This window comes from Nocardia sp. Marseille-Q1738, from assembly GCF_965283145.1.
This window is the reverse complement of sequence record NZ_CBDIMS010000001.1, coordinates 1287797-1301460: the sequence shown is the minus strand read 5'-3', so window position 1 is coordinate 1301460 and position 13664 is coordinate 1287797. Positions and strand designations below refer to the sequence as shown.

Annotated in this window: 15 protein-coding genes; 6 read left to right on the top strand and 9 right to left on the bottom strand. The window is 67.5% G+C overall.

Annotation, left to right across the window (positions count from 1 at the left end):
• Positions 1–104: 104 nt before the first annotated feature.
• Complete coding sequence (locus tag ACWPXK_RS05975) at positions 105–380, bottom strand: hypothetical protein (RefSeq protein ID WP_454194964.1); 276 nt, start codon at positions 378–380, stop codon at positions 105–107.
• A 393-nt stretch (positions 381–773) separates the two neighbouring features.
• On the opposite strand from ACWPXK_RS05975, the gene ACWPXK_RS05970 reads away from it, so the two are divergent.
• The gene (locus ACWPXK_RS05970; protein WP_454194963.1) at positions 774–2138 is read left to right on the top strand and encodes a hypothetical protein; all 1365 of its coding nucleotides are present in this window, start codon (positions 774–776) and stop codon (positions 2136–2138) included.
• A 158-nt stretch (positions 2139–2296) separates the two neighbouring features.
• A complete protein-coding gene (locus tag ACWPXK_RS05965) occupies positions 2297–2941 on the top strand; it encodes a LysE family translocator (protein WP_454194962.1) in 645 nt (214 codons plus the stop codon).
• A gap of 417 nt (positions 2942–3358) precedes the next feature.
• On the opposite strand, the gene ACWPXK_RS05960 is transcribed toward ACWPXK_RS05965, so the two are convergent.
• The gene (locus ACWPXK_RS05960) at positions 3359–4090 is read right to left on the bottom strand and encodes an alpha/beta hydrolase (RefSeq protein ID WP_454194961.1); all 732 of its coding nucleotides are present in this window, start codon (positions 4088–4090) and stop codon (positions 3359–3361) included.
• 404 nt (positions 4091–4494) lie between these two features.
• Between ACWPXK_RS05960 and ACWPXK_RS05955 the strand changes: the two genes are divergently transcribed.
• Entirely contained in the window at positions 4495–4914 is a 420-nt protein-coding gene (locus tag ACWPXK_RS05955; protein WP_454194960.1) for an ATP-binding protein, read from the top strand.
• Between the two features lie 2 nt (positions 4915–4916).
• Here the strand turns inward: ACWPXK_RS05955 and ACWPXK_RS05950 are convergent, their stop codons facing one another.
• Together ACWPXK_RS05950 and ACWPXK_RS05945 are read right to left on the bottom strand one after the other, a co-directional pair.
• Positions 4917–5276 carry a helix-turn-helix domain-containing protein gene (locus ACWPXK_RS05950; RefSeq protein WP_454194959.1) on the bottom strand — a complete coding sequence of 120 codons (360 nt, stop codon included), beginning with the start codon at positions 5274–5276 and terminating at the stop codon, positions 4917–4919.
• A gap of 690 nt (positions 5277–5966) precedes the next feature.
• Positions 5967–6170, bottom strand: a complete 204-nt coding sequence (locus tag ACWPXK_RS05945) for a cold-shock protein (protein ID WP_195129817.1) — start codon at positions 6168–6170, stop codon at positions 5967–5969.
• A gap of 139 nt (positions 6171–6309) precedes the next feature.
• Between ACWPXK_RS05945 and ACWPXK_RS05940 the strand changes: the two genes are divergently transcribed.
• Complete coding sequence (locus ACWPXK_RS05940) at positions 6310–6771, top strand: hypothetical protein (RefSeq protein WP_454194958.1); 462 nt, start codon at positions 6310–6312, stop codon at positions 6769–6771.
• A 15-nt stretch (positions 6772–6786) separates the two neighbouring features.
• On the opposite strand, the gene ACWPXK_RS05935 is transcribed toward ACWPXK_RS05940, so the two are convergent.
• Entirely contained in the window at positions 6787–7953 is a 1167-nt protein-coding gene (locus tag ACWPXK_RS05935) for a pyridoxal phosphate-dependent aminotransferase (RefSeq protein ID WP_454194957.1), read from the bottom strand.
• 371 nt (positions 7954–8324) lie between these two features.
• Positions 8325–9236: a sigma-70 family RNA polymerase sigma factor gene (locus ACWPXK_RS05930; RefSeq protein WP_454194956.1), complete on the bottom strand. Its 912-nt coding sequence runs from the start codon at positions 9234–9236 to the stop codon at positions 8325–8327.
• Positions 9237–9345: 109 nt separating this feature from the next.
• Between ACWPXK_RS05930 and ACWPXK_RS05925 the strand changes: the two genes are divergently transcribed.
• Positions 9346–9969 carry a GNAT family N-acetyltransferase gene (locus ACWPXK_RS05925; protein ID WP_454194955.1) on the top strand — a complete coding sequence of 208 codons (624 nt, stop codon included), beginning with the start codon at positions 9346–9348 and terminating at the stop codon, positions 9967–9969.
• A 9-nt stretch (positions 9970–9978) separates the two neighbouring features.
• Entirely contained in the window at positions 9979–10521 is a 543-nt protein-coding gene (locus tag ACWPXK_RS05920; protein WP_454194954.1) for a class I SAM-dependent methyltransferase, read from the top strand.
• Positions 10522–10614: 93 nt separating this feature from the next.
• Here the strand turns inward: ACWPXK_RS05920 and ACWPXK_RS05915 are convergent, their stop codons facing one another.
• The 3 genes from ACWPXK_RS05915 to ACWPXK_RS05905 all read right to left on the bottom strand — a co-directional run bounded on the left by ACWPXK_RS05915 (position 10615) and on the right by ACWPXK_RS05905 (position 13637).
• Positions 10615–11706 carry a 3-deoxy-7-phosphoheptulonate synthase gene (locus ACWPXK_RS05915; protein WP_454194953.1) on the bottom strand — a complete coding sequence of 364 codons (1092 nt, stop codon included), beginning with the start codon at positions 11704–11706 and terminating at the stop codon, positions 10615–10617.
• A gap of 468 nt (positions 11707–12174) precedes the next feature.
• Positions 12175–12645 (bottom strand): carboxymuconolactone decarboxylase family protein, encoded by a 471-nt coding sequence (locus ACWPXK_RS05910; RefSeq protein ID WP_454194952.1) that lies wholly within the window; start codon positions 12643–12645, stop codon positions 12175–12177.
• A 113-nt stretch (positions 12646–12758) separates the two neighbouring features.
• Positions 12759–13637, bottom strand: a complete 879-nt coding sequence (locus ACWPXK_RS05905) for an oxidoreductase (protein ID WP_454194951.1) — start codon at positions 13635–13637, stop codon at positions 12759–12761.
• Between the last annotated feature and the right edge of the window lie 27 nt (positions 13638–13664).

The window sequence follows — 13664 nt, the reverse complement described above, 5'->3', positions numbered from 1 at the left end:
CGTGACGGCACTGCGGACAGCCGACGTACATCAGCGTGTCGGTTGTGTTCCGGAAGACAGCGCCGATGCACTCCGACAACCGCAGCGACCTGGGCAGATTGAATTCAGACACGCGCCGCCGTCCTCGGGGGCTTGCCGGGTCCGGCGCAGGCTCGGATGGCGTCGACCACAACCAGGCCAGACAGGCGGAACGGACACTTCGGCGGTTCGACCCACAGCCGCAAATGCGCCGACCGCTGATCCGGGCTCGGCAGCGCGATCGTCCCTCCGGTCCGCACGATCGACACGTTCAGCCGATACAGCTCGGCGAACAGCCGTACCTCGTCCGGCAGGTCGGGTCTGGTGAGGATGGTCCACCGCTCGGACCGCGGGTGCGACATGATCGGCCCAACGTTCGGATGCTGTTGCCGCATATGGTTTCTGACTGCCGCGCCGAGTGGGGCGGGCATGATGATGCCCCAAACGTGGGTTGCTTTCATGATGATCCTGCCCATGCAGGGCGGGTCGATGACTGCGGGCAGGTCACACACCTGCCGGTAGTAGTTGACGCGGGACAGTGGCGTGTCCCCAAAAGCTATGTGGTCCATCGGAAAGACCTCTGCTTGTATCGGTGGCCTTGGGTGCGCCCGTCACCGCCATCCCCCTGAAATGGTCCCCGGAGATGGGACAGAACCTCTCGATCGGACGCGCATTCAGCACACACCTCGGACGCGCCAAGAGTAAGGTCGCAGCGGGTGTTGAAAGGTGGTGGATCGACCTCTCCCGGTGACGAAATGGCAGGTGTGATGGACAGTCCGAACATGCACCTTTCCGAGTGGCTGGCCCGTTCAGGTTGGAGCCGTGGGGAACTGGCGCGCCGCGTGCGTGCCCTCGCGATCGAATGGGGCGAACCCCAGATCAGGCCGGACGCGTCGAGCGTGCGTCGCTGGGTGGACGAGGGAGAGCATCCCCGCCCGCCGGTTCCGGCGATTCTCGCTGACTTGTTCTCCGCGCGGTTCGGCTACCGCGTGACGACATACGATCTCGGTCTAGGCGACGCGTCGACCGTTGACCGTGCACTCGTCTACCACCCATCGTGGACACAGACAGTCGAAGCAGTCGCAGACCTTGGGAGAGCAGACGTGGATCGTAGGAAATTCCTGACCACGGCGTCGTTTGCGGCCGTCGCGGCGGTTGGACCGTCCCGGGACTGGTTGCTCAATACGCTCGACCAACTCCCCGTTGAACGGCAACGGGTGCGTCTCGGGGACGTCACCGCTGTGCAGAACATGTTCAGTACGTTCCAGGAGATGGACATCTTCCAAGGCGGCGGCTCAGGCCGCCTCGTCTTGGCGGCATACATGAACGAGCACGTGTACCCGCTGCTGCGACGGACGCACACCGAGGAAGTCCGTTTGGCGCTGTACGGTGCGGCAGCAGAACAGACCTATCTTCTTGGGTGGATGGCGTTCGATAACGGAGAGCACGGTGCGGCACAGCGGTATCTCATTCAGGCGCTCCGCCTCGCGGAAGAGTCGCGAGACCCCGCGCTCGGGGCTCACGTGCTCGCCGGGATGGCGGATCAGGCGACGCTGCTGGGGCATCCGCACGAAGGCCGACGACTTGCGCAGGCCGGTCGCCAAGGTTTGTCGAAGGTGAATGCGCCCGCCTGCCTGGCGGACCTGTGGACGCTCGAAGCGCGGTCGCTGGCAGTCATGGGCGACAAGCGTGGCGTCGCGCACGCCATCAACGCCGCAGAGCGCGCCTTCGCCGTTGTCGAGCCCGACCGAGAGCCGGAATGGGCGCGGTTCATCGATGAGGCGTACATCTGTGGCGAGTGGGCGAACGCCTTTCGTGATCTCGGACAGCCGGACGCAGCCGAACCGCACGCGCGCCGGTCAATCTCATATGCCCGCAGTCAGAATCGGGCGCGGCGCGGCGCGCTGTCCCATGCGGCCCTGGCCGTCACACATATCCAAAAGCGTGACCTCGAAGCCGCCCACGCCGCCGGTCTGCGGACTCTGGATCTCTCCCGGAGGGTCAAGTCCTCTCGCTCTGTGGAAGCGGTCCGTGACGTACGGCAACGCATGATGGCATTCGGGCCACATCCCTTGGTCGCCGACTTCAACGAACGGGCGCGAACACTGCTTGCGGCGTGACGAGCCACCGGATCTCCCGCGAGTGGCACGCCACGGAGAGGTCTTCTCGCGTTTCGCCGCAGCCATGTGCCACTCGCGAAGGATGCCTTCGCCCGGAGGACCAGCGACCGCCAACTGGACCGAGACGGCGGGGAACCGGACAGGCGAGGATCGGGGGCATGATCGAGATGGCGGCGGTGGTGGGGGTTGCGGTGGCGGCGTTGGGGATGGTGCTCACGCCCGGGCCGAACATGATGTATCTGGTGTCGCGGACGGTGTCGCAGGGGCGGCGGGCCGGGCTGGTGTCGTTGGGTGGGGTGGCGGCTGGGTTCGGGGTTTATCTGGCGGCGGCGACTGCTGGGATCACAGCTGTGTTCGCGGTGGTGCCGGGCTTGTATATGGCGGTGAAGCTGGCTGGGGCCGCTTATCTGGGGTGGCTGGCGTGGCAGGCGTTGCGGCCGGGTGGGGTTTCGGTGTTCGCGCCCGCGGCGCTGTCGGCCGATCCGACGCGGCGGCTGTTCACGATGGGCCTGGTTACCAATCTGCTGAATCCGAAGATCGCGATCATGTACATGGCGTTGATCCCCCAGTTCGTGACGCCGGAGCACGGCAAAGTGTGGTTGCAGAGCCTGTGCCTGGGGGCGGTGCAGATTGGTGTGGCGCTCACCGTGAACGGACTGATCGTCCTCGGAGCGGGCGGCCTCGCGACCTTCCTCACCAAGCGGCCCCTGTGGTTGCGTACGCAGCGCTACATCACCGGCACCATGCTCGGCGCCATCGCCGCCCTGCTCGCTACCGACCGCACCCGCCCCGCGCCCGCCTGACCGGCGACGAACCGCACCTCGCATTGCGAAGTGTTCGGCCGCGGCGTTCCTTTCCGCGACACACGGCGGCGCGGTCCAGGTTGCTATCTCGGGTCGTCGGTCCAGGGGGTGGCGGAATTGCTCCGCGTGTAAAAGCCATCCTTCAAGATGGTGGTCAGCTCTGATTCACTGTCAGCGGCCAGTTGGAATTCCCCACTCGCGGCCACTTGGCGGGCAGCTATAGCGGGATTTTCACCGACGTCGATCCTGAGACGCGCCGCCCCGACCGGCCGGACCGCCGATGGCCGGTACCGCCGCGATCGGGGCGGTTATGCATCTGCTGGCCACCGCCATCGAGGAGGGCCGGGACCCGTCCTCGATGAAGCGGCGTCCTGGCTGACAGCTCCTATCGTCTGCTGCCGGCCCGACGGGCCGGCCTCACGTCAGGTGCCGGGCGAAGAATCGGTTCCCGTCGTCCCCCTCGAACTGCGGGACGCCGGTGTGCCCGCCCATATTGGCGTGCAGCGTCTTCTCCTTGGAACCGAAGGCGTCGAACAGGTCCAGGGCCAACTGCCGGTCGTTTCCTTCGTCGTCCCACTGCAGCAGGACCTGCAGCGGAATGGTGACCTGCCGGGCCTCCTCGAACATGGTGCGGGGCACGAAACTCCCGGCGAACAGAAGGGCGGCCGAGATGCGTGGCTCGACCACCGCCAGCCGGATGCCGATGGCGATCACCCCTCCCGCGTACCCGACCGGGCCGCCGATCTCGGGCAGCGCAAGGAGGGCGTCCAGGGCGGCCCGCCATTCCGGGACCGCCTTTTCGACCAGCGGCAGGACGAGCCGGTCGACGATCTCGTCGTCGACCGGCTCACCGGCCTCCAGCGCCCGGTGCAGGTCGGCGCGGGCCTGCTCGGCGGCGGCCGAACGGGGCCGGTCACCGCTACCGGGGAGCTCGATGGTGGCCGCGGCGAAGCCCTCCGCCGCGGCGTGCCGGGCCCGGGCCACCAGTCGGGGGTACATCTGACACAGTCCGCCGGGGTGGCCGACCAGGATCAACGGCGCCGGTGCGGATGCGGATCCGGGCGTCCACAGGATGCCGGGGATCTCGCCGAGGGTGAATTCGCGCTCGAGGACGCCGTCGTCGAGGCGCTGTTCGGCAGTGAATTGCATGGTCGTGCCTTTCGGGAGTGCTCGTGAACGGCGCTCCCGGACGACCTATCGCCCGACCGTGACCCCAGAGGGGAGCACCCATGTCGATACTGCGTTCACGGATACCACCTCCTCGTTCTCTCGCACGGCCTCCGGAAAAGTAGCAGTGGTCACCGCGGTCCGCCAACGAGTTTTCGCGGAGGCTCCGTGGCCGGATGCCATACGCGAACTCACCACCTACGAATCGGAACTGGCCGTCCGTGGGGAGTTTCACTGGCCGCTGTCAGGTTCACCGGCGTGCGAGGAGTGTGGTGGTGGACGCGGCGGCGGTTTTCGCGTGGTATGGCGGGGGTATGCCGTCGCCAAGGTAGTGCTGTCTCCCGGCGGAGGTCGGGGTACTGGGCGAGCGGGAGGAGGGGTGCAGGGTGGGCGCTTCGACACTGAATCCGGCACGTGCCGATCAACGCGTGAACGGCGCTGTTGTCGAGTTGGACCTCGAGGTCATGTCGTTGGGGCAGGTGCGGGCCGCGGTACGGCGCCTGCTCGAGCATGTCGCCGGTATCGAGGTCGAGGACGCGGTGCAGGTGTGCGATGAATTGGCCAGCAACGCTGTCCTCCATGCCCGGGCACCGCGCGGCTGCCGGTTGATCGTGGCCGGCCACGGCCGGTTCCGTGTGGAGGTCGATGACGCCTCACCCGCGCAAGCACAGATCCGCCGGCCCGACCACAGCGGCGGCCGCGGGTTGATGCTGGTCGACCAGATCGCCACCTGCTGGGGTGTCGACTACCACGGCGGCGGCAAAACGGTGTGGGCGGAACTCGGCACCCGGTGCGGCGGCTGTTGAAGTCAGCTGTCCGGGTCCGGTGCGGGTGGATCTTGTCGCGAGAGTTCGGCGTTGAGTTCGAGGGCTTCGGCGAGCTGGTCTTCGAGGACGATGATCCGGCACGCCGCCTCCAGCGGTGTGCCCTGGTCGACCAGCGCGCGGACCCGGGCGGCGATACGCAGTTGGTAGCGGGAGTAGCGGCGGTGCCCGCCCTGCGAGCGCTGGGGTGTCAGCAGTTCGGCAGCGTCGAGGCCGCGTAGGAAGGCGGGGGTGACGCCGAGGATTTCCGCGGCCCGGCCCATGCTGTAAGCGGGGTAGTCCTCGTCATCGAGCCGGTCCGCGGCACCGGAGCCGCTAACGGGATTCGGTTCGGGTTGTTGCACAACACCTCTCGGGGGTCAACGCCGCCAGGCCCCGGCGCGCTATGCGCCCGGGGCCCGGGATCGAGGGGTTTGATTTCAATTCCATCTGCCGACCCGCAGAGTCGGCGTCGAACACCGCGCCCGACACTTCTTCCCGGGCGCGGAGGGTATTGGTAACTATCTCAGCGACCACCTCCCGCATCGACGGACATGCCTGAGGTATTTCGTCATCCCCTCCGGCGGCCCGGCCGACTGCACCAGGTTCTCTTCTCCGCCGGAGGGGACGGTGGATCTTGCTTCCGGGCAGTTCACCTGCCCGGCCAACCAGACTTTGCATCTCCAACGACAGCGACTGTATACCGCGTCTCCCAGAATGTCTACAGTCGACAGTGCAGAATTTCTGGCGCCGTCGCGGCCCGATCAGCCCTGCCAGTAGCGGGTGCGGCATCGAGTGGCATTGGCGCGAGCACCGGCGAGGGCTCGGAATTGGGAAGCTTCAGGAAGTGCGGAGTAGGCCGGTGAGCGCTGGGCACGGTATCGGGCGTGCGATGCGGGATGTGGCCGACCTGCCTGGGGTGAGGTTGTCCCGCGCTCTGCCCGACCCGGGAACAACCGGCACGTCCGGCCGGGGCGCAGGTGAATGCAGGGCGCCAGCAGGCCCGGAAAAGCAAGAAACCCGCGCCGTGGCGCGGGTTTCAGGTTTGTCAGCTCCTAGATGGCGCGGACGCTCTGGGCCTGCGGACCCTTCTGGCCCTGGCCGATCTCGAACTCGACACGCTGCCCCTCGTCGAGGGACTTGAACCCGGAGCCGGAAATCTCGGAGTAGTGAACGAAAACGTCGGGACCGCCAGCGTCTTGCGCGATGAACCCGAAGCCCTTTTCGCCGTTAAACCACTTCACAATGCCTTGCGTCATTTACTTTGTATTGCTTTCTGTAGCAAGCCGAGCGATCACTTCAACAGCTCGTGCTCACCAGCAAGCATGTCACACTTCCGGCCCCTCAGCACCAGGACGTGAGGCAGCGCACGTCGGCGCCGCCACCGAAGGTGACCGATTGTGCCACCCGATCGGCCCGATCATCGCCGGTTTGCACACCTACCTGGCCGAACGTGCCGTGCCGGAATGGCAGGCGACCCTGGACGCCCCGCAGGAACTACCGGAGATCGGCGCCGAAGGACCGGTCGGCTTCTGGGGCATCATGCAGGGCACCGGGATGGGGGTGCCGTTGACGGCGGTCGAACCCAGGATCAGCGCGGCGGTCTTCGGTTGTCTCGGGCATGAATCCCTGACCGAGGCGGCCGCACAGATCACCGCCCCGATCGAATTCCTGCTCCAGTGGGACGACGAGCTGGTCGACCGTCGATCCGGTCTGGCGTTGTTCGATGCCTTCGCTTCGAAGGAAAAGACGTTGCACGCCAACGCGGGTGGTCATGGCGAAGTGCCCAGGTTCGAGGTCGACAGCGCGACCCGGTTCTTCGCTCGGCATCTCGGCCGGGTCGGCGCGTCGTCGGCCTGACGTGACGGGTAGCGGTCAACCCAGGCGCAACCGGCGGACGCCCTCGTCCAGGGTTTCGTCGCGCTTGCAGAAGGTGAAACGCACCAGGTGGTTCCAGGCGGCGGTGTCGTCGGCGAACACGCTGACCGGCACCGCCGCGACGCCGAGGCGCTTCGGCAGTTCCCGGCAGAACGCCAGACCGTCCGCGGCGCCGAGGGGCGTGATGTCGGCGCAGACGAAATACCCGCCCGCACTGGTCTGTACGCCCAGTCCGGTGTCGGCAAGAGCCGCGGAGAGGCGAAGCCGCTTCTCGGACAACGTATCCCGCAACTTGGCGACCCAACCCAGCTCATGGTTGATCGCGTGCGCGACCGCGGGCTGGAACGGACCACCCGCCACGAAGGTGAGGAACTGCTTGGCCGCGAGCACGCCGTCGATGAGGTCGGTGGGGCCGCACGCCCAGCCGGTCTTCCATCCGGTGACGCTGAAAGTCTTTGCCGCACTGGACACTGCGATCGTGCGCTCGGCCATGCCCGGCAGAGTGGCCAAGCTGATGTGCTCGGCCCCGTCGTAGACCAGATGTTCGTAGACTTCGTCGGTGAGCACCAGAAGATCACGCTCACAGGCGATCTCGGCGATCGCCTCGAGGTCCTGGCGGCCGAGCACCGTGCCGGTCGGGTTGTGCGGCGAGTTGACGATCAGCATCCGGGTCGCCGGGGTGATCGCGTCACGCAGACTGTCGAGGTCGAGGACGAACCGGTCACCGTCGGCCACCAGCCTGGCCGTGCGCCGCCGTGCGCCCGCCAGCGCCACCGCCGCGGCGTAGGAGTCGTAATACGGCTCGATCAGCACGACCTCCTGACCTGGTTCCACCAGGCCCAGCACCGCGGCGCTGATCGCCTCCGTCGCCCCCACCGTCACCAGCACCTGCGTGTCCGGGTCGTAGTCGGTCCCGTAGCGCCGGGCTCGGTCGTCGGCGACGGCTCGGCGCAGCACCGGCACGCCACGCCCGGGCGGGTACTGGTTGAAGCCGTCCGCGATGGCGCGGCGCGCCACTTCCAGCATGCTCGCGGGCCCATCGGTGTCGGGAAATCCCTGGCCGAGGTTGACCGCGTCGTGCCGGACGGCGAGTTCGGTCATCTCGGCGAAGATCGTCGAGGCGAAGGGGCGCAGGCGGGCAACGGTCTGGGGTTGCGAGGACATACCCGGAGACTAGCCCAGAGAAAGCGTTTGTTGCTAAGTGATAGCTGGCCTCTTCCGGGCGCTGACCAGGCAATTCACCTGCGGAATTGTTCGCCGATCCAATGGCAGCCAGCCTCGCTATGTTCTGGCCCACAGGCTGCGGGCATATCTCGAAACGGAATTTTTACAGAGTCCTACCCGAACCTTGCCCGCCGTCGGGCACGTACTGCGGTCCCTGTTGCACTTGTTGCACGATGTCGGCGGCACCTGGTTGATCGGTTCGGCGACATCTGGCCGGGGCTACCCGCCCTCGATCGGTAAACCGGGAGTCGGCATCGTCTCCGGCCTGCACACATCTCAGCCGATGTCAGGCTGGCGACAGGCGGCTGGACTCAACCCAGCCGAACCCCGCCCAATTTGGCTGGATTCGCCAGATCGTAAGTGCCCCAGACCAATCCGTCACGGACGGTGAACCCCATAACCCGGGTCGGGTAACCCGCACGACCGTCCTCGGCCGGACGCCCGGCGACCACAAGGCCCAATTGCCCATTGACCGAGGCGAATTCGTAAACCGACGGCGCGTCCTCGAGCCCGTACTTGCGCACCAGCCCCAAGTAGAAGCGGGCGATCCGATCCGCGCCGTGCAGGACGTTCACCGCGGTGGCCGTGGTGCCGTTGGCGTCGCCGATCATCACCGAGTCCGGGTGCAGCGCGGCCGCCACGGCGGTCACGTCACCGGAACTCAACGCGGTGAGGAAACGCTGCACCGCCGCCTCGTGCTCGACATCGGGTACCGGCTGCGGCGTCCGCGCCACCGCCTTGCGGGCGCGCACGGCCAGCTGACGTGCGGCGTCGGCGGAGATGCCGAGGATGTCGGCGATTTCGTCGAACGGCACCGAAAGTCCATCGTGCAGCACGAAGGCCACCCGCTGCGGTGGCGTCAGGGTGTCCAGCACGACCAGCGCCGCGAATCGGCACTCCTGCTTGCGCACCACCGCCTCCAGCGGGTCGGGCGCAGTCGACGGTGTTCGGGCGGTGACCACGGGTTCCGGCAGCCACTGGCCGACGTAGCTTTCCCGGCGCGCCGCCGCACTACGCAAACGGTCCAGGCAGATGCGGCTCACGACGGTGGTCAGCCAGGCCCGCAGATCCTCGATCTCGGACTGGTGCGCACCCGCCAGACGCAGCCAGCTTTCCTGAACCGCGTCCTCGGCATCGCCGACGCTGCCCGTCAGCCGATAGGCGACCGAGAGCAAATGCGCCCGATGTGACTCGAACAGGTCGGAAAGCAGCGCGGCAACCATCACCGGGAAGTCTACGGTCCGGCGGTGGCACGTTCCCGCGCGGTATCCGGTCGTTGGGCGATGGATAAACCGGATGATCCGGCGGGCCGGTCCGTGACAGCATGGCCGAATGGACCATCACGTGCTGACGAACGGAACGATTTGGCTGTCGGCGCCGACGATGGACGACGTGGACACCATCACCGAATGCTGCCAGGAGCCGTCCATCGGGGAATGGGTGACCATCCCGGTGCCGTACGTGCGAGCGAACGCGGTGACCTTCATCGAGGACATCGTCATCCCCGGCTGGGCGGCTCGCAGCCCCACCTGGGCCGTGCGGCTGCGCCCCGACGGTCCGGTCGTCGGCACGGTCGGCCTCGGAGAACGCGACGAGAGCGCGGCCGAGATCGGGTTCTGGCTCATCCCAGCGCAGCGGTCGCGCGGCCTGATGACGCAAGCGGTGAACCTGGTATGCGACTTCGGGTTCCGCGCCGACGGGCTGGACTTGGAGCGGATCGGCTGGCGCGCGTACGTGGGCAATTACGCGTCCGCCGCGGTCGCGCGCCGCGCCGGATTCCGGTACGAGGGCCTGTCCCGGCTGGGCAGTGTGCAGCGCGGCCGACGCCGCGACCACTGGCTCGCCGCGCGGCTGCGCACCGACCCGCCCGGCCCGGCCGATGGCTGGCCCGCCGAGTTCCACCGCGGCCGGACGACGGCCGCGACGGCACTCGGCATCGCGGACGGCATGTCGTAGATTGCGAGGATGGCAGCCGACCAGCGCTTCACCTGGATAGTGCGGACCATGGAAGTGCGACCCGCCGACCGGGTCCTGGAGATCGGTCCCGGCTCGAGCGAGTCGATCGCCTGCCTCGCCGAACAGGTGACCGACGGGACGATCGTCGGTGTCGAGCGTTCCGGCACGGCCGTCGCCCGTGCGCGCAAAAAGTATGCCGCCCAGCTCGATTCGGGCCGGGTTCGCCTGGTGCACGCCGACCTGGCGAACGCGGACCCGGACCAGCTGCTGGGCGAGATCGGGCCCGGCACAGGGGGTTTCGACAAGATCCTGGCGGTGAACGTCAACCTGTTCTGGACCAAAAGGCCCAGTGCCGAACTCGCCCTGATCCGGCGGCTACTGACACCCGGCGGCACACTGTGCCTGTTCTACGGCTACGGCACGCCCGACGCGTCCGAGCCGACCAGTCCGAAACCGCCGCCGGGCAAGCTCACCGAGCACTTGTCCGAGGCGGGCTTCGACGTCCGCATCATCTCCTCCGGCGATCTGCTGGGATTGATCTGCTCGGCCTGATTCGCGGTGCCGCAGGGCTCGCGCCTGAGCAACCGCCGCTGGCGACTTCCTCGCGAAAGCGACGGCCACTCGGACGCGAGCCCGGGCTCCTGATCAGCGCACGCGGCGTTGCCGCACCGCGTCGGCCAGCCGGTCCAGTTGACGCGCGGTGGTCTCCCAGTCCAGGCACGCGTCGGTGATGGATTGGCCGTAGGTGAGGTCGGTGGCGCGGCCGAGGGTGAGATCTTGACGTCCCGCGACCAGGAAGCTCTCCAACATCACGCCGACCACACCGGCTTCGCCCGCGGCCAGCCGGTCCGCGATGTCGGTGACCACATCCACCTGCTTGTTGTGGTCCTTGTTGCTGTTGCCGTGGCTGGCGTCCACGACGACCCGCTGCGGCAGCGACGACTTCTCCAGCCGCAGGCACGCCTCGGCGACCGAAGCCGCGTCGTAGTTCGTGCCGTTGCTGCCGCCGCGCAGGATCACATGGCAGTCCGGGTTGCCGGTGGTGCGGATCAGCGCGGACCGGCCGTCGAGGTCGGTGCCGGGGAACACGTGACTCGCCGCCGCGGCGCGCACACCGTCGACCGCAACCTGGACATCGCCGTCGGTGCCGTTCTTGATGCCGACCGGCATCGACAGCGCGCTGCTGAGCTGCCGGTGCACCTGGCTGGCCGCGGTACGCGCGCCGATCGCGCCGTAGGACACCAGGTCCGCGATGTACTGCGGGGTGATCGGGTCGAGGAATTCACACGCCACCGGGAGCCCGAGCGCGGTGATGTCGACCAGCAGTTTGCGACCGAAGCCCAAACCGGTGTTGACGTCGAACGAGCCGTCCAGGTGCGGGTCGTTGATCAGGCCCTTCCAGCCCAGACTGGTGCGCGGCTTCTCGAAGTAGACCCGCATCACCACGTGCAGCCGATCGTCGAGTTCGGCGGCCTTGGCCGCGAGACGGCGGGCGTAGTCCAAGGCGGCGGCGGGGTCGTGCACGGAGCACGGACCGACGATCACCATGAGGCGGTCGTCGGCGCCGTTCAGCACGTCCACGGTGGCCTTGCGGCCCGCACGGACGGTGTCGGCGAGGGCATCGTTGATCGGATGCACGCGACGCACCTCCGCCGGCGAGCGCAGCGGGCTGATGTTGAGGGTGCGTTGATCGTCCAGATCGGAATGCCGAGCGTCGACGTCGGCTGCGGTTGTCATGTCGTGGGTTTCCTTTTCTCGGGGCCGACCCACGGACGTGAAACCCGTCGAGCCGGTCCATCATCCGGCTCGGGGTGGAATGTCGTCAGCGCACGTGGTTGCCGCAGACCAGCCCACCCAGGGCCGGCTTGCTAAACCAGAAATACACGCGCTGCACGTCAGGCACAGTACCAGCCCACTACCACGCCGTGAACGCGGAGTGGTGCGTTTAACGCTGTGTTCAATTTGCAGCGCCTGCGGCGCTGCGTGTTCGCCCTTGGCCCTGCCTGGCTCGGGCGGCCGGTGGCGACTTCGTCGCTTGCGCGTCGGCCACTCGGACGCGAGCCGGGCCGCGAACGGGCAATGCTCGGTCTCGCTTCGCTCGAAACCTGGAGTGGGGGTGATGTGGCTGCGTTGCGCAGTTCATCGCGTCGCAGGTGTACGCGGTGCGAGCCTTACCTCGCGGGTCGCGCCAACTACTGCGAGTTCCTACCCCCACTGGCCGGGCACATAGTCGCCCGCGGGCGTGCGAGCGATGACGTTCATCCGGTTCCAGGCGTTGATCGTCGCGATGGCGGCGATGAGGGCGGCGATCTGGTCGTCGTCGTAGTGCTTGCGGACCTCCTGCCACACCGCGTCGCTGACGGCGCGGCCGTCGCCGATGCGGGTGGCCTCTTCGGTGAGCGCCAGCGCGGCGCGCTCGGCCTCGGTGAAAACGGTGGCCTCGTGCCAGGCGGCGACCAGGTTGAGCCGCAGCGAGGTCTCGCCGGCGTGCGCGGCGTCCTTGGTGTGCATGTCGGTGCAGTAGCCGCAGCCGTTGATCTGGCTGGCGCGGATCTTGACCAGCTCGTAGGTGGCGGCGGGCAGGGTGGAGTCGCTGATCACCTTGGAGGCCATGGTGAGTCGCTTGACGAAGCTGCCTGCGACCGGGTTGGCGTAGAGGTCGAAGCGGCGTTCCATGATGTCCGTCCTTTGTTCGTTCCTGTTGGGTTCACAAAGACGACGGCGTGGTTCGCCCGAGTGTGACATAGCGTTGTGTGCGCTGCGTCACAACGCCTGAAGACAGCGGTCGGCTACTTCGTGAAGTCGTAGGTGACGCCGGTCAGCTTCTCCGACAGCTCCCACAACTCCCCCGCGACCTTCTCGTCCCTGGACGCCTTCGACGAGCCGGACGGCCCCGGGTAACCCCGCATGCCGCCGAACCCGGTCGGGCCGTAGAAACCGCCCGGCTCCACGTCGTCGGTCGCGGCGTACAAAGTCGGCAGCGCACCCATCGCGGCGCTCTGCGCGAACAGCCGGTTGCCCAGCGCCATCAGCGTGTCCTGGAAGGATTCGGTGTGCGACTGCAACTCGGTAGCCGCGTAGCCGGGGTGCGCGGCCACCGAGATCTTCCGCGAACCCGCCGCGGTCAACCTGCGCTGCAGTTCCCGGGCGAACATCAGATTGGCCAGCTTGGCCTGCGCGTAGGCGGACCAGCGCTGGTACTTGCGCTGCTCCCAGTTGAGATCGTCCAGCTCGATCGTGCCCATTTGATGCGCGCCGCTGGAGACGGTGACGATCCGGTCGGAGATCTTGCCCAGCAGCAGCCCGGTGAGCGCGAAGTGGCCGAGATGATTTGTGCCGATCTGTTTTTCGAATCCATCGACGGTGCGCCCCTCGGGCAGCGCCATCACGCCGGCGTTGTTGATCAGCACGTCGGCCCGGTCGATGCCCTCGGCGAACTCGCGCACCGAGGCCAGATCGGCCAAGTCCAGCTTGCGCACCCGTGCTCGCTCCCCGACCTCGGCGGCAACCTGCTCCCCTTTGGCCAGGTTCCGGCAGGCCAGCACCACCTCGGCCCCCGCGGCGGCCAGCGCCCGCACCGTCTCGGCTCCCAGGCCGCTATTGGCGCCGGTCACGATGAACGTCCGACCGCTCTGGTCGGCGATGTTCGAGGTATCCCACCTGGTCATAGCGGCGAGTTTAGTCCGCGCCGCGGC